Source organism: Frigoribacterium sp. Leaf415 (genome assembly GCF_001424645.1).
Lineage (GTDB): Bacteria > Actinomycetota > Actinomycetes > Actinomycetales > Microbacteriaceae > Frigoribacterium.
The window spans coordinates 2,419,242-2,438,753 of sequence record NZ_LMQR01000001.1 but is presented as its reverse complement, the minus strand read 5'-3'; the positions used below and the strand labels follow the sequence as shown (position 1 = coordinate 2,438,753).

General features: G+C 69.9%; 11 protein-coding genes. 10 read left to right on the top strand and 1 reads right to left on the bottom strand.

What is annotated here, in order from left to right:
- The 6 genes from ASG28_RS11230 to ASG28_RS11205 all read left to right on the top strand — a co-directional run bounded on the left by ASG28_RS11230 (nucleotide 1) and on the right by ASG28_RS11205 (nucleotide 7,494).
- Nucleotides 1-1,287, top strand: coding sequence for an EscU/YscU/HrcU family type III secretion system export apparatus switch protein (locus ASG28_RS11230; protein WP_082454587.1), 1,287 nt, complete (start codon nucleotides 1-3; stop codon nucleotides 1,285-1,287).
- Entirely contained in the window at nucleotides 1,284-3,335 is a 2,052-nt protein-coding gene (locus tag ASG28_RS11225; protein ID WP_055975091.1) for a flagellar biosynthesis protein FlhA, read from the top strand. Before ASG28_RS11230 ends, ASG28_RS11225 begins: the two co-directional genes overlap by 4 nt.
- Before the next feature lies 1 nt (nucleotide 3,336).
- Nucleotides 3,337-4,563, top strand: a complete 1,227-nt coding sequence (locus ASG28_RS11220; protein ID WP_055975088.1) for a hypothetical protein — start codon at nucleotides 3,337-3,339, stop codon at nucleotides 4,561-4,563.
- Nucleotides 4,564-4,691: 128 nt separating this feature from the next.
- Nucleotides 4,692-4,940 (top strand): carbon storage regulator CsrA, encoded by a 249-nt coding sequence (gene csrA, locus ASG28_RS11215; protein ID WP_043596512.1) that lies wholly within the window; start codon nucleotides 4,692-4,694, stop codon nucleotides 4,938-4,940.
- Between the two features lie 350 nt (nucleotides 4,941-5,290).
- Nucleotides 5,291-6,019: an ABC transporter ATP-binding protein gene (locus ASG28_RS11210; RefSeq protein ID WP_055975085.1), complete on the top strand. Its 729-nt coding sequence runs from the start codon at nucleotides 5,291-5,293 to the stop codon at nucleotides 6,017-6,019.
- A complete protein-coding gene (locus ASG28_RS11205; protein WP_055975082.1) occupies nucleotides 6,016-7,494 on the top strand; it encodes a hypothetical protein in 1,479 nt (492 codons plus the stop codon). The genes ASG28_RS11210 and ASG28_RS11205 overlap by 4 nt, the downstream gene beginning before the upstream one ends.
- On the opposite strand, the gene ASG28_RS11200 is transcribed toward ASG28_RS11205, so the two are convergent.
- Nucleotides 7,433-8,290, bottom strand: a complete 858-nt coding sequence (locus ASG28_RS11200; RefSeq protein ID WP_055975079.1) for a spermidine synthase — start codon at nucleotides 8,288-8,290, stop codon at nucleotides 7,433-7,435. The genes ASG28_RS11205 and ASG28_RS11200 overlap by 62 nt on opposite strands.
- 320 nt (nucleotides 8,291-8,610) lie before the next feature.
- Between ASG28_RS11200 and rpoB the strand changes: the two genes are divergently transcribed.
- The 4 genes from rpoB (at nucleotide 8,611) to ASG28_RS11180 (ending at nucleotide 19,469) form a co-directional block, all read left to right on the top strand.
- Complete coding sequence (gene rpoB / locus ASG28_RS11195) at nucleotides 8,611-12,102, top strand: DNA-directed RNA polymerase subunit beta (RefSeq protein WP_054145403.1); 3,492 nt, start codon at nucleotides 8,611-8,613, stop codon at nucleotides 12,100-12,102.
- 49 nt (nucleotides 12,103-12,151) lie between these two features.
- On the top strand, nucleotides 12,152-16,033 hold the full coding sequence (locus tag ASG28_RS11190) for a DNA-directed RNA polymerase subunit beta' (RefSeq protein ID WP_055975076.1): 3,882 nt from the start codon (nucleotides 12,152-12,154) through the stop codon (nucleotides 16,031-16,033).
- Nucleotides 16,034-16,464: 431 nt separating this feature from the next.
- Complete coding sequence (locus ASG28_RS11185; protein WP_055975073.1) at nucleotides 16,465-17,643, top strand: GNAT family N-acetyltransferase; 1,179 nt, start codon at nucleotides 16,465-16,467, stop codon at nucleotides 17,641-17,643.
- A 164-nt stretch (nucleotides 17,644-17,807) separates the two neighbouring features.
- The gene (locus tag ASG28_RS11180; RefSeq protein WP_055975071.1) at nucleotides 17,808-19,469 is read left to right on the top strand and encodes a GspE/PulE family protein; all 1,662 of its coding nucleotides are present in this window, start codon (nucleotides 17,808-17,810) and stop codon (nucleotides 19,467-19,469) included.
- Nucleotides 19,470-19,512: the final 43 nt, after the last annotated feature.

Here is a 19,512-nt window from a genome sequence, read left to right as displayed (position 1 = left end):
ATGGCGGACGACTCCGGCGAGCGCTCCGAGGCCGCGACCGACAAGCGGATGAAAGAGGTCCACTCGAAGGGCCAGCTGTCCCGGTCGCAGGACCTCAGCGCCTGGGTGGGCGTCGGCGCCGCCGCCGTGATGATCCCCTCGACCATCGAGCGGGCGTCCTCGGCGGGCGTCGACCAGATGTTCTCGATCCGCCAGGCCATCACGCACCCCGACTCGTCCACCGTCGTCACCGAGCTGATGCAGGGCGCGGGATCGATGGGGGCGACGATCGGGCCGATGCTCGCGGTCGTCGGCGTGGCCGTGCTCGCGACCGCGATCGTGCAGGGCGGCGTGCACATCAAGCGCATGACCGGCAACTACGAGCAGTTCAACCTGCTCAACGGCCTGAAGAACACCTTCGGCACGCAGGCGCTCTGGAACGGCGCGAAGGCGCTGATCAAGACGACCGTCGTCGGCCTGGTGCTCTGGTTCGCCATCCAGGGCCTGATGCCCGTGCTCATGAGCGGCGGCGGCCTCAGCGTCTCGGCCGTGCTCGCGGAGGCGAAGGTCGGCACCGGCATCCTCATCAAGGCCGCGATCGCGGCCGGCCTGCTGCTCGCCTTCGCCGACGTCTTCGTCGTCATGCGTCGCAACCGCAAGAAGACGCGCATGACCAAGAAAGAGGTCAAGGACGAGAACAAGTCGAGCGACGGCGACCCCCTGGTCAAGTCGCAGCGGCGTTCCCGTCAGCTCGCGATGAGCCGCAACCGCATGATCGGGGCCATCGCCGACGCCGACGTCGTCATGGTCAACCCGACCGACTACGCCGTCGCGGTGAAGTACGAACCCGGCAAGTCGGCGCCGCGCGTCGTCGCGAAGGGCGCCGGCACGGTCGCCGCCCGCATCCGCGAGCAGGCCACCGCCGACGGCGTCCCGCTCGTCGTCGACGTCCCCCTGACCCGAGCCCTCCATGCCGCCTGCGGCCTGGGCGAGGAGATCCCCGTCGACCTCTACACGCCGGTCGCCCGCGTGCTCACCTTCGTCATGGCGCTCAAGGCCCGCGGCACGCTGAAGGGCACGCACACGCCGCCCCGCGTCACCACGGCCGACGAGGTGGCCGGCGTCCTCGCGCCCGAGTCGCTCGAGGCCGACGCCGTGCCCCGCCGCCTCCGCATCGCCCGCGAGGCCGCGACCGGCGCGACCGCCGCGACCGGCACCGCGACCGGCGCGGCCTCCGCGGCCACCCGCCCCGCGCCTCCTGCGCTCTCCCGCTCCGTCCGCCCCGCCACCTCTGGAGGCACCCGATGAAGTCCACCCTGCCCAAGCTCGCCGTCCCGGTCGGCATCGTCGGCATCGTGCTGCTGCTCGTCGTGCCGGTGCCCGCGCCGCTGCTCGACGTGCTGATCATCCTCAACATCCTGTTGGCGCTGGTGATCCTGCTGACGACGCTGTTCGTCAAGAAGCCGCTCGACTTCTCGGTGTTCCCGTCGCTGCTGCTCGTGGCGACGCTGTTCCGCCTCGGGCTCAACGTGGCCTCGACGCGCCTCGTGCTCGGCGACGGCTACGCGGGCGACGTCATCGCGGCGTTCGGGCACGTGGCGGTGAGCGGCTCGATCATCATCGGCTCGGTGATCTTCCTGATCCTCGTCGTGATCCAGTTCGTGGTCGTGACCAAGGGTGCCGAGCGCGTCGCCGAGGTGGGCGCGCGCTTCACCCTCGACGCCATGCCGGGCAAGCAGATGGCCATCGACGCCGACCTCAACGCCGGTCTCATCACCGACGAGGTCGCCAAGCAGCGTCGTGCCGACGTCAGCGCCGAGGCCGACTTCTACGGCGCCATGGACGGTGCGTCGAAGTTCGTCAAGGGCGACGCGATCGCCGGCATCATCATCATCATCATCAACCTGGTCGGCGGCATCGCGATCGGCGCCCTGCAGAACGGCATGGCCATCGGCGACGCCCTCTCGCACTACGGGCTGCTCACCATCGGCGACGGCCTGACCACGCAGATCCCCGCGCTGCTGATGGCCGTCTCGACCGGCATGATCGTCACCCGCTCGGGCGCCGACACCGAGATGGGCGCGCAGGCCGCGTCGCAGCTCGGGCAGTCGCGCATCGCGCTCGCCGTGGCCGGGACCGCCGCCATCGGCATGGGCTTCATCCCCGGCATGCCGATCGTCGCCTTCCTGCTGATCGGCGGGGCGCTGCTGGTCGTCGCCTACCGGCTCGGCGTGGCCGCCAAGGCCGAGGAGGCGCGCGCGGCCCTCGCAGAGCAGCAGGCGGCGGTCGTCGCCCCCACCGACACGACCGACGACCTGCTCGAGCAGATGCGGGTGCACGCGCTCGAGATCCTGCTCGCGCCCGATCTCGTCGACATGGTCGGGGGAGCGTCGGACGACCTGCTCGGCCGGGTCAAGGCCCTGCGCCGCAAGATCGCGGTCGACCTCGGCATCGTGGTGCCGCCCGTCCGCACCCGGGACAGCGTCGACCTGCCGCCGGCCACCTACTCGATCCGCATCGCGGGCGTCGAGGCCGGCCGCGGTCAGGCCCCGGCCCGCTCGGTGCTCGCCCTCGGCGACGCGCTCGACGGCCTGCCCGGCACGGCGACGGTCGAGCCGGTCTTCGGCCTCGCCGGCAAGTGGGTGCCCGCCGAGATGCGCCACAGTGCCGAGATGACCGGCGCCACGGTGATCGACCGCGTCTCGGTCCTGGTGACGCACCTGTCGTCGATCATCGCCGACAACGCCGCCCGACTGCTCACCCGCGAGGACGTCCGCGTGCTGACCGAGGGCGTCAAGCAGGTCAACGCCCCGGCCGTCGACGACCTCGTGCCGACCATGCTGTCTCTCGCCGAACTCCAGCGCGTCCTCCAGGGCCTGCTGTCGGAGCGCATCCCGATCAACGACCTCGCGCGGATCTGCGAGGGACTGACGCTGCGGGCGAAGGTGTCGACCGACCCGGAGGGACTCGTCGAGGCGGCCCGCGCCTCCTTGGGGCCCGCGCTCACGGCGCAGTACCTCGACGGCCGCGTGCTGCGGGTCATCATGATCGACCCGACCCTCGAGCAGTCGATGCTCGAGGGGCTGCGGCCGAGCGACCAGGGCACGCAGATCCTGCTCGACGGGCACCGGGTCGAGCAGGTGCTCGGGTCGCTGCGCGAGGCCGTGCAGTCGGTCGAGGCCCAGGGTCTCAGCGCGGTGCTGGTCTGCGCTCCGGCGTTGCGGCCGGCCATCCACCGACTCGTGTCGGCGCAGCAGAACGGCCTGCCGGTGCTGTCGTACCAGGAGGCCACCGCCGCCGGATCGACCATCGAGACCGTCGGCGTCGTCCGCGCGACCGACTCGATCGTGGCCTGAGATGGCGACCACGATCGTCATGACCGGTGAGACGCTCGACGGGCTGCGCCGTGAGGTGCGGGCGACCCACGGTGCCTCGGCCCGCATCGTCGCGGCCCAGAAGGTCACCGTCGGGGGAGTCGCCGGCTTCTTCGCCCGCAAGCACTACGAGGTCACGGTCGAGGTGCCCGACCCGGCCGTCGACCTGCCCGTCGCGCGGGTGCGCATCACGACGCCGGTGCCGGCCGAGCGCGCGGGCATCGCGGCGCTGCTGGCGTCGGCGGACGAGGCCGAGGACGCGTTGCAGGCGGGGGCTCCGGCACCCCGGGCCGCGTGGTCGGCCTCGATTGCCCCCGGCGGCGCCGTCGCGTCGAGCACGCCCGTCCGGGACGGTTTCGACGACGTGCTGACCGGCTCGGCCGTGCCCGTGAGCCCGCGTCGGGCGGCGCGCGCCGCTGCCGCCGCGGCGGGTGCGGGCGGAGCCTCGGTGTCTGCATCCGCGGCGGCCTCGGCCTCGGCCTCGCCGTCGGGCGCAGGAGGCGCGGTGCCGGTAGCGCCCCCGGCCGACGTGTCGACGCGCACCGACGCGTTCGCCTCGATCATGGACGACCTCACCTTCAACGGCATCGCGCCCTCCGCCGGTGCCGGTGTGGGTGCCGGCGTCGGTACCGTGGGTGCGGGTCCCACGGCCTTCGCCGACGGTGACGCAGCCGACCCCGACGCGCCGCACGGGGCCGCCCCCCGCCGCACGGCCGCCTCGCTCGCGGCCGCCGCCGACGCCCTCGCCGCGCAGGCCCGGGCCGTGGCCTCCCCGGGTGTGCCGCCCGCCCCCGACGTGTCGCGCGGGGCGGGCGACCTCGTCGTGGTCGTCGGCCGCCCGGGCGACGCCTTCCGCGTGGCCGCCCAGATGGCGTCGACCTTCGGGCTGCGCTCGGTCGACGTGTCGGATCGACGCAGCGGCATCCTGGCCCGGGCCACCGGCGTGCACGAGAACTCGGCCGTCGTGACGGCCCTCGCCTGGGACGCCGCCGCCCCCGCCACCCTCGAGGCGATCGCCGCCGACCAGGTCTGGGTCGCGGTCGACGTCGGCCGCAAGCACGACGACACGGCCCGCTGGGTCGAGGCCGTCCGGGCGGTCGCGCCCGTGGTCGCGGCCGCGGTGGTCGGTGAGGACGACACGGCGACCCCGGGCACGGTGCACCTGCTCGGCGTGCCGGTGGGCTGGCGCGAAGGAGGCGCGGGCCGCTGAGCCGCGCCTCCCGCGGTGGTCGTCCTCCCGCGGTCGTGCCTCGTGGCCGCCGCCGTCCCGGGGCCGCCGAGCCGCGCCTCCTGCCTGTCGTCGCGACCGGAGCGCCCCGCGCTCAGTAAGCTGGCCCGATGCTGGTGCTGACACGCAAGGTCGGAGAACGCATCGTGATCGGCGACGACATCGTCATCACGGTGCTCGACTCCCGTGGCGACGGCGTGCGCATCGGCATCGACGCACCGCGCGGGGTCAAGATCCAGCGCGAAGAGGTCATCAAGGCCGTGACCGAGGCCAACGTCGAGGCGGCGAAGGCCCCCGACGACGCCGAGGCCCGCCTCCGCGCCGCCCTCGGCGCCCCCGCCCCTCGCGCCGACCAGTAGTCGCGCCGCCCGGCCCCACGGTTCCCGGCCCGGGTCGCTGTGCGTTCGTGCCGTCGCGCGCTCATGCCGTCACGCCGCCGCACCCTCACGCCGCCACGAAATGGACACACCGCCACCTTTTCGCGTGGCGTCGTGTCCACATCGTGGCGGGGTGCCCGAGAGGACGCCGATCTCGGGCCGATCTGACATTGTGGATAAGAATTTTGCTACATTCGTCGCATGCACGACAGTCGCGTCCGATGCCTCTCGCCAGCTGCCTCCGACCGCGTCGTCGGCGAGTCGGCGAGGTCGACGAGGTCGACGATCCTCGATGCCCTGCCCGACCACCTGTTCCTCCGCGGAGGCACCAGATGACGGCCGTGTCGCTGTGGGGGGTCGGCCTCGACGTGGTGGACACGAAGGGGGCGCGGCGCCCCGTCCTCGAGCAGATCTCGTTCACCGTGGCGAGGGGTGAGACCGTGGCGCTCATGGGGCCCTCCGGGTCCGGCAAGTCGTCGATCCTCGGGTGCGTGGCCGGGCTGCAGGACTGTTCGACGGGTCGCGTCGACGTCCTCGGTGGCGACATCCAGGCGCTCGACGCCGCAGGCCGTGCGTGGGTCCGGGCTCATCACATCGCCCTCCTCCTCCTCCAGGGTGACGACCTCCTGCCCGCTCTGACGGTCCGGGAGAACGTCGAACTCCTCCATCGCATCCGCGGCGAGAGGCCCCCGGCTGACGTGATCGACGACGCCCTTCGTCGCGTCGGACTCGCCGACAGGTCCGACGAACTGCCCGAGGGTCTGTCGGGTGGCGAGAAGCGCCGGGTCGCACTGGCCCGGGTCGCCGTCCAGCAGCCTCACGTCACATTGCTCGACGAACCGACCGACGGGCTCGACCCGAGATCGGTCGACGCCGTGGTCGAGATGATCCGCATCCGCGCCCGTGCCGGCGCGGCGGTCCTCGTCGTGACACACGATCCGAGGGTGGCGTCCGCTGCCGATCGCGTCGTCTTCGTCGACCGGGGCCGGGTGCGCCATGACGTGACCGGTCCGACTCCGGAGGGGCTCGAGACCCTCTTCCGTTCGGCTGGCACGGCATGACGGTCTGGCTGGTCTGGAGGTCGATCCGTGCAGACCCCCGGGCGGCCCTCGCCGCCACGATCGTCGCCTTCGTCTCGGCCTCGGCCCTGACGTTCGTGCTGGGACTCGCGGTGTCCTCCGAGATCACGAGGTGGATCGAGCCCGATCCGGTGGACGCCGACGTGAGCCCTGTCGTCGTCGCCACGGCGATGGCGACGGTCGTCGTCCTGATCCGCGTGCACGCACTCGCCGTGCGCGGCGACGAGGTACAGAGCGCCCTCCTGTCGACCGCAGGGCTGGGTCCGAGGCACGTCGTTCGTCTCGCACTCGCCCGGGCAGGTGGCTGTGCCGTCCTCGGGGCGGTGCTCGCCGCGCCACTCGCCCACGTCCTCGTCCTGGCGCTGGTCCGTCCCTCCCTCGACGTCGTCGTCCCCTCGCCCGTGCTGCTGGTCGGCGGCAGCCTGTCGTGGACGTGCAGCGCCGCGTCCGTCGTGGCGCTGTCCCTGCTGTCGGCGCGCTCGGCAGCCTCGAGGGCTTCGGTGCGCCTCCCGGCTCGGGTCCTCCGCGGCGACGGGGCGGACAGCACGGCGGCCGCCGCCCCGTCCGCAGGTCGGATCGTCGTCGTCGCCGCCCTGTGGCTCGTGTTCGTCCTGCCCGTCGTGGCCCTCGTCCTCGTCTGGGACGGATTGACGGCGGCCGTCACGTCCGGCGCGGGGTTCTTCGACCAGGCCGACGTCGCCGCGTTCTCCGAGCTCGCGTTCTTCACGCCGTCACTCCGGTTGCTCGCGCTGCACTCGACGGTCGGCGTCGTGTCGGTCGTCTCCCTCGTCCTCCTGTACCCGTGCTTCACGCCGTGGTTCGTTCGGCGCTGGACACGACTGGTTCCCGACGGCAGAGGAGTCGTCTGGCGGATCACGAGGGCCCGGGCGGTTGTCGGGACCGTAGCCGGCGTGTCCACGACGGTGACCGTCGGCCTCTTCGTCGGTCTCGTCATGGCGACCGGGTCAGCGCTCGACCTGGGTGTGATGCTCGGAGCCGCACCCGCCGGGGCCTCGGCGTCCCAATGGGGTCAGACGGCTCTGGCCCTCGGGCCGGCGTCGGCCGTGGCGCTCGCGGGCGCGGCCGCCTCCACCCTGCTCCGCGGCCCTCGCCGCGACCCCGACCGACTCCACTTGTCCGCCCACGGGGCACGACCGTCCGTCGCGCGACGGACCGCCCTGGCCGAGGGGTTGGTCGTCGTGCTCACGGCCACGCTGCCCGTCGGTCTCGTCGTGGCGACGTCGACGGGCCTCTCGCTCGCGCTCGCCGTGGTCACCAGGGTGCCGGTGACGCCCACCCTGCCGAACGTCGTCCCCGTCGTCGTCGCGACGGTCCTCGCCACGGTCGCCGTCGTGGGCGCCACGGGGGCGGCCCGGTGGTTCGACCGGAGCGTGATCACCGTGCCCCGAACACGCTCCGCGACGGCTCGGGCGACGGCACGGCCGTCGCGTCGGTGACGACGGGCGCCCCGGCGACGAAGTCACGCAGCTCGCGGCCGTGGACGACCTTGGCCGGCAGCGGGTCCGACGAGTAGAGCCGCGGCATGCGGTCGGTCGGCAGCGGCGACGGCGAACCGATCAGCACGACGTTGCCGAAGCGACGCCCCTTGAGTGTCGCGGGGTCGGCGACCGCGACCACGTGCTCGAACACGGTCGCGAGCGTCGACGCCTGGCCCCGGGCGAAGGCCAGCCCCGCGCCGTCGGCCGAGTTGACGATCAGCATGCCGGTCGGCGACAGGAACTCTGCAGCCGCTGTGTAGAACTCGAGCGAGGTCACGTGTGCGGGGATCTGCGAGCCGCCGAACACGTCGACGATCAGCAGGTCGACCGTGCCGCGCAGCCCGGCGGGCAGCTTCACCATGACCTCGCGGGCGTCGCCGTAGCGCACCCGGATCGAGGCCCCGCGGGGCAGCGGCAGCGTCTCGCGCACCAGGGCCACGAGGTCGGCCTCGAGCTCGATCACCTGCTGGCGCGAGCCCGGTCGGGTCGCCTCGACGTAGCGCGGCAGGGTCAGGGCGCCGGCGCCGAGGTGCAGCGCGGTGACCGGCCCCTCGGGCAGCAGGTCGACGGCGTGCCCGATCCGCCGGACGTACTCGAAGGCCAGGTGCGTCGGGTCGTCGAGGTCGACGTGCGACTGGGGCGTGCCGTCGACGACGAGCGTGTACGAACCGGGGCGGTGCCGGTCCTCGTCCACGCGGGCGAGACCCGCCCCGATCGAGATCTCGACGGGCGGTTCGTCGTGCTGTGCGGCCATGCCCCAAGCCTCCCATCCCGGGGACGAGGAGGCGCGCGCGGGCCCCGATCCCGTGGAATGCCTGTGCATGCGCCCGGGTTATACCGAAGCTCGGGCGAAAGGTCAACGACAGGGCTTGCCAGGCGTGTCCGGGGCGACCTAGTATGGACCTTTGCGCTCCCCGTGCGTCCTGTCGTCATATTGCGGTCGACAACGTCTCGAGACACCCACCCCCGAATATGACGGCGGGGTGGATGGTGTCCGCCGGGTAGGGCCGTTCACTCACTCACCACATACTGTCCGACAGTGATGACCCGACGGGGTCCACGGAGGTTACTTCCTTGGCTGCTGCGAACAACGCATCCACCAACTCGCCCAAGAACGGTCGCAACGCATCGCGGCTCTCGTTCGCCAAGATCACCGACACGCTGACGGTCCCCGACCTGCTGGCGCTCCAGACCGAGAGCTTCGACTGGCTCGTCGGCAACGACATCTGGAAGGACCGCCTCGCCGAGGCGACCGAGCAGGGTCGCACCGACCTGGCCCTCCACTCGGGCCTGGAAGAGATCTTCGAAGAGATCTCGCCGATCGAAGACCTCGGCGAGACCATGCAGCTCTCGTTCACGGCCCCCGAGCTCGAAGAGCCCAAGTACACGATCGACGAGTGCAAAGAGCGTGGCAAGACCTACGCCGCGCCGCTCTACGTGAACGCCGAGTTCATGAACCACCTCACCGGTGAGATCAAGACCCAGACGGTCTTCATGGGTGACTTCCCGCTCATGACCGAGCGCGGCACGTTCATCATCAACGGCACCGAGCGTGTCGTCGTCTCGCAGCTCGTCCGCAGCCCGGGCGTCTACTTCGAGCGCGCCTCAGACAAGACCAGCGACAAGGACATCTACTCGGCTCGCGTCATCCCGAGCCGCGGTGCCTGGCTCGAGTTCGAGATCGACAAGCGCGACCAGGTCGGCGTCCGCATCGACCGCAAGCGCAAGCAGAGCGTGACCGTCTTCCTCAAGGCCCTCGGCCTGACGAGCGAAGAGATCATGGAGGAGTTCAAGGGCTTCGCCTCGATCGAGGCCACCCTCGAGAAGGACGCCATCCTCACCAAGGAAGAGGCGCTCAAGGACATCTACCGCAAGCTCCGTCCGGGCGAGCAGGTCGCCGCCGAGGCCGCGCGCGCGCTCCTCGACAACTTCTACTTCAACCACAAGCGCTACGACCTGGCGAAGGTGGGTCGCTACAAGATCAACCGCAAGCTCGGCATCGACGCGCCCCTGGGCGACTCGGTCCTGACCGTCGACGACATCGTCGCGACGATCAAGTACCTCGTGTCGCTGCACGCCGAAGAGAAGACGATGAACGGCACGCGCGACGGCGAGCCCGTCCAGCTGCGCCTCGACGTCGACGACATCGACCACTTCGGCAACCGCCGCATCCGCGCGGTGGGCGAACTGATCCAGAACCAGGTCCGCACCGGTCTGTCGCGCATGGAGCGCGTCGTCCGCGAGCGCATGACCACCCAGGACATCGAGGCGATCACGCCGCAGACCCTGATCAACGTGCGCCCCGTCGTCGCCGCGATCAAGGAGTTCTTCGGCACCTCGCAGCTGTCGCAGTTCATGGACCAGAACAACCCGCTCTCGGGTCTGACGCACAAGCGTCGCCTGAGCGCGCTCGGCCCCGGCGGTCTGTCGCGTGAGCGCGCCGGCGTCGAGGTCCGCGACGTCCACCCCTCGCACTACGGCCGCATGTGCCCGATCGAGACCCCTGAAGGCCCGAACATCGGTCTGATCGGTTCGCTCGCGTCCTTCGCGCGCATCAACTCGTTCGGCTTCATCGAGACGCCGTACCGTCGCGTGGAGAAGGGCAACGTCACCACGACGATCGACTACCTCACCGCTTCGGAAGAAGACGACTACGTCGTCGCCCAGGCGAACGCCCCCCTCGACGACAAGTTCGACTTCGTCGACGACAAGGTGCTCGTCCGCAAGAAGGGCGGCGAGGTCGAGCTCGTCGACAAGGCCGAGGTCGACTACATGGACGTCTCGCCGCGCCAGATGGTGTCGGTGGCCACGTCGCTGATCCCGTTCCTCGAGCACGACGACGCGAACCGCGCCCTCATGGGTGCCAACATGCAGCGTCAGGCCGTCCCGCTCGTCCGCAGCGAGAGCCCCCTCGTCGGCACCGGCATGGAGGGCTACACCGCGATCGACGCCGGTGACGTCGTCACCGCCGACGCCGCGGGCGTGGTCTCCGAGGTGTCGGCCGACGTCGTCACCGTCCAGCTCGACGACGGCGGCACGCAGGACTACTTCCTGCGCAAGTTCGACCGCTCGAACCAGGGCGCCAGCTACAACCACCGTGTGATCGTCGACGCCGGCCAGCGCGTCGAGGTCGGCGAGGTCATCGCCGACGGTCCCGCGACCGAGAACGGCGAGCTCGCACTCGGCAAGAACCTGCTCGTCGCGTTCATGCCGTGGGAGGGCTACAACTACGAGGACGCGATGATCCTGTCGCAGAACCTCATCAAGGACGACACGCTCTCGTCGATCCACATCGAAGAGTACGAAGTCGACGCCCGCGACACGAAGCTCGGCAAGGAAGAGATCACCCGTGATCTCCCCAACGTCAGCCCCGACCTGCTGGCCGACCTCGACGAGCGCGGCATCATCCGCATCGGTGCCGAGGTGCGCCCCGGCGACATCCTCGTCGGCAAGGTCACGCCCAAGGGCGAGACCGAGCTCAGTGCCGAAGAGCGTCTGCTGCGTGCGATCTTCAACGAGAAGAGCCGTGAGGTCCGCGACACGTCCCTGAAGGTGCCCCACGGCGAGCAGGGCACGGTCATCGGCGTCAAGGTGTTCGACTCGCAGGACGGCGACGACGAGCTCGGCTCGGGCGTCAACCAGCGCGTGGTCGTGTTCATCGCCCAGAAGCGCAAGATCACCGCGGGTGACAAGCTCGCCGGTCGTCACGGCAACAAGGGCGTCATCTCGACGATCCTCCCCGTCGAGGACATGCCCTTCCTCGCGGACGGCACCCCGGTCGACATCATCCTCAACCCGCTGGGTGTCCCCGGCCGGATGAACTTCGGCCAGGTGCTCGAGATCCACCTCGGGTGGATCGCGGCGCAGGGCTGGAACGTCGAAGGCGTCCAGGAGTGGGCGAAGAACCTGCCCGAAGAGGCGCTCAGCGCCGCTCCCGGCACGAAGGTCGCCACCCCGGTGTTCGACGGTGCCGCCGAGCGCGAGATCGAGGGTCTGCTCGACTCGACCCTGCCGACCCGCGACGGTGAGCGTCTGATCGGTTCGTCCGGCAAGGCGCGCCTGTTCGACGGTCGCTCCGGTGAGCCGTTCCCGAACCCGATCTCGGTCGGTTACATGTACATCCTGAAGCTGCACCACCTCGTCGACGACAAGATCCACGCGCGCTCGACGGGCCCGTACTCGATGATCACGCAGCAGCCGCTGGGTGGTAAGGCACAGTTCGGTGGCCAGCGCTTCGGCGAGATGGAGGTCTGGGCCCTCGAGGCCTACGGCGCCGCGTACGCGCTGCAAGAGCTCCTGACCATCAAGTCGGACGACATCCTCGGCCGCGTGAAGGTGTACGAAGCCATCGTCAAGGGCGAGAACATCCAGGAGCCCGGCATCCCCGAGAGCTTCAAGGTCCTCATCAAAGAGATGCAGTCGCTGTGCCTGAACGTCGAGGTCCTCTCGGCCGACGGCCAGACGGTCAGCCTGCGCGACACGGACGACGAGGTCTTCCGTGCCGCCGAAGAGCTCGGCATCAACATCTCCTCCCGCTTCGAATCGTCGAACGTCGACGAGATCTAAGCCCCCTTCCCACAACGACACGTCGATACATCTGACAAGGGATTAAATTTTGATCGAAGCAACAACTTTCGATGAGCTGCGGATCGGCCTCGCCACTGCCGAGAACATCCGCGCCTGGTCGCACGGTGAGGTCAAGAAGCCGGAGACCATCAACTACCGCACGCTGAAGCCCGAGAAGGACGGTCTCTTCGGAGAACAGATCTTCGGGCCCTCGCGTGACTGGGAGTGCGCGTGCGGCAAGTACAAGCGCGTCCGCTTCAAGGGCATCGTCTGCGAGCGCTGCGGCGTCGAGGTCACGAAGTCGTCCGTGCGTCGTGAGCGCATGGGCCACATCGAGCTCGCCGCCCCCGTCACGCACATCTGGTACTTCAAGGGCGTCCCCTCGCGCTTGGGCTACCTGCTCGACATGGCCCCGAAGGACCTCGAGAAGGTCATCTACTTCGCGGCCTACATGGTCATCTCGATCGACGAAGAGGGCCGTCACGCCGACATGCCCGGACTCGAGAACGAGCTCCGCCTCGAGATCAAGCAGCTCGAGTCGCAGCGCGACACGCGCATCGCCGACCGCCTGAAGAAGCTCGAGGACGACCTGGCCGTCCTCGAGGAAGAAGGCGCGAAGAGCGACCAGAAGCGTCGTGCGAAGGACGGCGCCGAGAAAGAGATGTCGCAGACGCGCAAGTCGTTCGACGAGGACATCAACCGCCTCGAGCGCGTGTGGGAGGACTTCCGCAACCTCAAGGTCGGCGACCTCAAGCCCGAGGACGCCGTCTTCCACGAGCTGCAGGACCGCTTCGGCATCTACTTCGAGGCCCACATGGGCGCCGAGGCGATCAAGAAGCGCCTCGAGGCCTTCGACCTCACCACCGAGGCCGAGAACCTCCACCTGCAGATCTCCGAGGGCAAGGGTCAGAAGAAGATCCGCGCCATCAAGCGCCTGCGCGTCGTCAGCTCGTTCCTGGCCACCGGCAACTCGCCGGCCGCCATGGTCCTCGACGTCGTCCCGGTCATCCCGCCCGAGCTGCGCCCGATGGTGCAGCTCGACGGTGGCCGCTTCGCGACCAGCGACCTGAACGACCTCTACCGTCGCGTCATCAACCGCAACAACCGCCTCCGCCGCCTGCTCGACCTCGGTGCCCCCGAGATCATCGTGAACAACGAGAAGCGCATGCTGCAAGAGGCCGTCGACGCCCTGTTCGACAACGGTCGTCGCGGTCGTCCCGTCACCGGTACCGGCAACCGCGCCCTGAAGTCCCTGAGCGACATGCTCAAGGGAAAGCAGGGTCGCTTCCGCCAGAACCTGCTCGGCAAGCGCGTCGACTACTCGGGTCGTTCGGTCATCATCGTCGGCCCGACGCTCAAGCTGCACCAGTGCGGTCTGCCCAAGCAGATGGCCCTCGAGCTGTTCAAGCCGTTCGTCATCAAGCGCCTGATCGACCTGAGCCACGCTCAGAACATCAAGTCGGCCAAGCGCATGGTCGAGCGTTCGCGTCCGCAGGTCTGGGACGTCCTCGAAGAGATCATCCGCGAGCGCCCCGTGCTGCTGAACCGTGCGCCCACGCTGCACCGTCTCGGCATCCAGGCGTTCGAGCCCCAGCTGGTCGAGGGCAAGGCCATCCAGCTGCACCCGCTCGTCTGCGCGGCGTTCAACGCCGACTTCGACGGTGACCAGATGGCCGTGCACCTGCCGCTGTCCGTCGAGGCCCAGGCCGAGGCGCGCATCCTGATGCTCGCCTCGAACAACATCCTGAAGCCGTCCGACGGCCGCCCGGTGACCCTGCCCGCACAGGACATGATCATCGGTCTGCACTACCTGACGACGGTCACCGAAGGTGCCGAGGGTGAAGGCCGTGCCTTCTCGTCGGTCGCCGAGGCGATCCTCGCGAAGGACCAGGGCTCGCTCGACCTCAACGCGATGGTCAAGATCCGCATGAACGGCGTGCACTTCGCCGAGGGCGAAGCTCCCGAGGGCTACGAGGTCGGGCAGGACATCCTGCTCGAGACGACCCTCGGTCGTGCGCTCTTCAACGAGAACCTGCCGGCGGACTACCCGTTCGTCCAGCAGGTGACCGACAAGGGCATGCTCTCGACGATCGTCAACGACCTCGCCGAGCGCTACCCGAAGGTCGCCGTCGCGGCAGCCCTCGACAACATCAAGGACGCGGGCTTCTACTGGGCCTCGCGTTCGGGTGTCACCGTCGCGCTGTCCGACGTGCTCACGCCTCCGCGCAAGCCCGAGATCGTCGCGGGCTACGAGAAGCAGGCCGCGGCGGTGCAGTCCGAGTTCGACAAGGGCCTCATCTCCGACGCCGAGCGTCGTGCCGACCTGATCAAGATCTGGACGGAGGCCACGAACGAGGTCGCCGCCGAGATGCGGGCGAACTTCCCGATCGACAACACCATCAACCGCATGGTGACGTCCGGGGCACGTGGTAACTGGCTGCAGGTGCGCAACATCGCCGGCATGCGAGGCCTGGTGAACAACCCGAAGGGTGACATCATCCCCCGCCCGATCATCTCCTCGTACCGCGAGGGTCTGTCGGTGGCCGAGTACTTCATCGCGACGCACGGTGCCCGCAAGGGTCTGGCCGACACGGCCCTCCGTACGGCCGACTCGGGGTACCTGACCCGTCGTCTCGTCGACGTGTCGCAGGACGTCATCATCCGTGAAGACGACTGTGGCACCTCGCGCGGCCTCGAGATGCCGATCGCCGCACCCGACGCCAACGGCGTCATGGTGCGCGACGCGACCGTCGAGAACACCGTGTTCGCACGGTCGCTCGCGGCAGCCGCGGTGGACGCCAAGGGCACGGTGCTGGCCGAGGCCGGCGCCGACGTCGGAGACGTGCTGATCGACGAGCTCGTGGCGGCCGGTGTCGAGACCATCAAGGTCCGCTCCGTCCTCACCTGTGAGGCCGCCGTCGGTGTCTGCGCCCAGTGCTACGGCCGCTCGTTGGCCACCGGCAACCTGGTCGACATCGGTGAGGCCGTCGGCATCATCGCGGCCCAGTCGATCGGTGAGCCCGGCACGCAGCTGACCATGCGTACCTTCCACACCGGTGGTTCGGCCTCGGCCGACGACATCACGCAGGGTCTGCCCCGCGTGACCGAGCTGTTCGAGGCGCGTACCCCCAAGGGTGCGTCCCCGATCGCCGACTCGGCAGGTCGCATCACAATCGAGGACACCGACAAGGCTCGCCGCGTCATCCTGCAGCCCGACAACGGCGACGAAGAAGTGATCTACCCCGTGCTCAAGCGTTCGACCCTCCTCGTCGAGGACGGTCAGCACGTCGAGCTCGGTGAGCAGATCATCGCCGGTGCGGTGGACCCGAAGGAGGTCCTTCGCGTCAAGGGCGTCCGTGCGGTGCAGCAGCACCTCGTGGGTGGCGTCCAGGACGTCTACCGCTCGCAGGGTGTGCCGATCCACGACAAGCACATCGAGGTCATCGTCCGTCAGATGCTCCGCAAGGTCACCGTCGTCGACCACGCCGACACCGACCTGCTGCCCGGTGAGCTCGTCGACCGGTCGAAGTACAACGAGATCAACCGTGCGGCACTGACCGAGGGCAAGCGGACCGCGTCCGCTCGCCAAGAGGTCATGGGCATCACGAAGGCCTCGCTGGCGACCGAGTCGTGGCTGTCGGCCGCGTCCTTCCAAGAGACGACCCGCGTCCTGACGCAGGCGGCCATGGAAGGCAAGAGCGACCCGCTGGTCGGTCTGAAAGAGAACGTCATCATCGGAAAGCTCATCCCCGCGGGCACCGGCCTGTCGCGTTACCGCGACGTGTCGGTCGAGGCGACGGAAGAGGCGAAGGCCGAGCGGTACCCCAACCGCGTCTTCACCGACGATGCGTCGTTCAACGAAGCCGACCTGAGCTTCGTGGACTTCGACTCGTTCTCGTCGGACGACTTCACGCCCGGCACCTACAACTGAGAACCCCGCAAGGAGGCGCGGTGAGGGTCTGACCCACACCGCGCCTCCTGAAGGCCTCGCCTCGAAGGGCCCCGGCCCGCACCTCGTGCGGACCGGGGCCCTTCGTCGTCCCGCGGGCGGTCCCGTCCATGTGTGCAATTCGCGACGAGTCAGGGCTCGGCGGGGCGTTCGACGCCGAGATGGGCGGCGTGTCGGGGACGAGCTGTCGGGAATTGCACGTCTTCCGGCCAGGGTCAGGTCGGGATCGGCTCGTGGGAGTGCGGGGCGAGGGCGCGGCACGGCGGAGGCGCGGGAGGTGCGGGGTGCGGGGAGGAGGCGCGGGGCGGGATGCTGCCGGCCGTTCGTCCGTGCTGGTCGGCCCGAGGATGCGAGGGCGTCGTTCCCCCGCCGGGCTGAGGCGACGGCGGGAGTCGACCCGGCAGGATGGACGAATGCCTGACGACCAGTTCGACGAGACCGCCACCATGACCTCAGCCGCTGTAGGCGCCGCCGTCGGATCGCCGGCCACCTCTTCCCCGGTCGTCGTCGCCCCGGGCGAGGCCGCCGACGGAGTCAGCATCGGCACGGCCGACCGCCCCGTGCACGAGCGGGTGACGGCCACCGCCGACGTGACCCTGCCCGAGTCCGTCGCGGGCGTCACCTGGAGGCCGCTCACCCTCGACGACCTCGTGCCGCTGCACGAGCTCTGCGCCCGCATCGGCGCCGTCGACCACCCCGACCGGGGCCGATCGCTCGAGGTGGTGCGGGACGACCTGACGGCGGTCGACATCGATCTCGCGAAGGACAGCATCGTCGGGGTCGCTCCGGACGGGCGCTTCGTCGCCTGGGGGCTCAGCCACCTCGCCCCGACCCGGGTCAGCATGGTTCGGGTGGGCGTCGACGGCGGGGTCGCTCCCGACCGTCGCGGCGAGGGCATCGGTGGGCGCCTGCTCGACTGGCAGTGCGCCCGGGGCGAGCAGCACCTCGCGACCTGCGACGAGGTGCTCCCGGCGGGGCTCGTGACCGATGTAGAAGAGGACGCCGTCGCCTCGCGGGCGCTGTTCCGACGGGCGGGGTTCGACGAGGCGCGATGGTGGACCGAGCTGCGGCGCGACCTGTCGGAACCGATCGTCGACGTCGCGCTCGACCCGGCCGTCCGCGTGGTCACGATGACCGACGAGTGGGTCGAGGCCACACGTCAGGCCCGCAACGACGCCTTCCGCGACCACTGGGGCAGCCAGCCGACGAGCGAGGACCGTTGGGGTCGGATGGTCGGTGCCAGCACGTTCCGCCAGGACCTCTCGCTGCTCGCCGTCGCCCGTCCGCTCGACGACCCCGAGGCCGCCGAGCAGGTCGTGGCGTTCGTGCTGAGCGACGTCGACCCCGAGGACTGGGCGGCCCTGGGGCGGCGTTGCGCCTACGTCGAGTACGTGGGCGTCCGGCGCTCCTGGCGCGGACGGCACCTCGCGCAGTCCTTGCTCGCGTCGACTCTCGGGGCGCACGTCGCCGAGGGGTTGGAGGTGGCCGTGCTCGACGTCGACTCCGTGAGCCCGACGGGCGCCCTGGGCCTGTACGACCGGGCAGGCTTCGTCGCCGCGAGGCGCTCCGCCACGGTGGTGCGCGCGTACTGAGTCCGACCCGGATCGACCGTCGCACCCCTTCGAGGGGCACCCGCTCTGGGACGTGCCGGCGACGACGTCCCGGCCGTAGCGTGAGGCAAGCTCGGTCCCGACCCCGAGCGTCGAACGGCCTCGTCGTCCTACCCCCGAGGCCCTGTACTTCCGAGGAGGTACGCGTGGCTTCCATGACCGAGATCCTGATCTTGCACGGGCTGTTGCCGATCGAGCAGCTCGACGTGATCCCGCGCGGCCCGGCCGAGGAAGAGGCGTCGATCCGCGACCTCCTCTCGCGAGGCGTCGTCACCGAGATGCAGGTGGCGAGGGCCCGGGCCACCGCCGCCGACCTCGACTTCGTCGAGCTGATCGACTACCCCGTCGACCGCTCGGCCGTGACGATGGTGCCCGCGGCCGTGTGCCGACGGCACAAGGTCCTGCCGATCGGCGTGCGCGACGGTTCGTTGATCCTCGCCATGGAGGACCCGGGCGACGTCTTCGCCATCGACGACGTCCGCGCGGGCCTGCGCATGGGCGTCGACCCCGTCGTCGCCGAGAAGAACGACCTCCGCGCCGCCATCGACCGCTACCTCCGCGCCGACGACGAGCTGAACGACCTGACGTCGACCCTCGAAGAGGAGAGGGCGCACGAGACGGCCGCCGACATCACCGACGGCCCGGACGACGACGTGCCGATCGTCCGGTTCGTCAACCTGCTCGTCAGCCAGGCGATCACCGACCACGCCTCCGACATCCACATCGAGCCGTCCGAGACCGACGTGCGCATCCGCTACCGCATCGACGGTGTGCTGCACGAGATGCAGCCGGCACCGAAGGCGATCCAGAACGGCGTCATCTCGCGTCTCAAGATCATGAGCGAGATCGACATCGCCGAGCGCCGCAAGCCGCAGGACGGCCGCATGTCGGTGCGCCACGGCGGGCGCCAGATCGACCTGCGGGTGGCGACGCTGCCGACCGTGTGGGGCGAGAAGGTCGTCATGCGGATCCTCGACAACTCGAACACCTCGATGAGCCTGCGCGACCTCAACCTGCTCGAGCGCAACTTCGACGTCTACGCCGAGTCGTACTCGAAGCCCTACGGCATGATCCTCGTCACCGGCCCCACGGGCTCGGGCAAGTCGACGACGCTGTACACGACGCTCAACGCCGTCGCCCGTCCCGAGATCAACGTCATCACGGTCGAGGACCCGGTCGAGTACCGCATGAAGGGCATCAACCAGGTGCAGGTCAACCCCAAGGCGGGCCTGACCTTCGCGAGTGCGCTCCGCAGCATCCTGCGGTCCGACCCCGACGTCGTCCTGCTCGGCGAGATCCGCGACCACGAGACGGCGCAGATCGCGATCGAGGCGTCGCTCACCGGCCACCTCGTGCTGAGCACGTTGCACACGAACGACGCCCCGAGCGCGATCACCCGCCTCACCGAGATGGGCATCGAGCCCTTCCTCGTGGGGTCGGCCATCGACTGCGTCGTCGCCCAGCGCCTGGCGCGTCGGCTCTGCGACCGGTGCAAGACGCCCACGGCCTACTCGCCGCTGCAGCTGGCGCACCTGAAGTTCCGCGTCGGGCCCGACGAGAACCCCACGGTGTACCAGCCGGTGGGCTGCCAGCAGTGCTCGAACACGGGCTACCGCGGTCGCATCGCACTGCACGAGGTGATGAGCGTCTCGGAAGAGATCGAACGCCTCGCCGTCGCCCGCGCGTCCAGCGCCGAGATCGGTCGGGTCGCCCGTGAGCAGGGCATGTTGAGCCTGCGTCAGGACGGTTGGGCGAAGGCCAAGCTCGGCCTGACCAGCGTCGAAGAGATCCTGCGGGTCGTCGCGTGACGCCCGCCTCCGGCCGAGCCCGGACCGAGAACGAGGAGGCCCT

Coding starts and splice junctions, on each gene's coding strand:
- ASG28_RS11230 (WP_082454587.1), top strand. CDS start 1: ATGGCGGACGACTCCGGCGAGCGCTCCGAGGCCGCGACCGACAAGCGG.
- ASG28_RS11225 (WP_055975091.1), top strand. CDS start 1,284: ATGAAGTCCACCCTGCCCAAGCTCGCCGTCCCGGTCGGCATCGTCGGC.
- ASG28_RS11220 (WP_055975088.1), top strand. CDS start 3,337: ATGGCGACCACGATCGTCATGACCGGTGAGACGCTCGACGGGCTGCGC.
- csrA (WP_043596512.1), top strand. CDS start 4,692: ATGCTGGTGCTGACACGCAAGGTCGGAGAACGCATCGTGATCGGCGAC.
- ASG28_RS11210 (WP_055975085.1), top strand. CDS start 5,291: ATGACGGCCGTGTCGCTGTGGGGGGTCGGCCTCGACGTGGTGGACACG.
- ASG28_RS11205 (WP_055975082.1), top strand. CDS start 6,016: ATGACGGTCTGGCTGGTCTGGAGGTCGATCCGTGCAGACCCCCGGGCG.
- ASG28_RS11200 (WP_055975079.1), bottom strand. CDS start 8,290: ATGGCCGCACAGCACGACGAACCGCCCGTCGAGATCTCGATCGGGGCG.
- ASG28_RS11185 (WP_055975073.1), top strand. CDS start 16,465: ATGCCTGACGACCAGTTCGACGAGACCGCCACCATGACCTCAGCCGCT.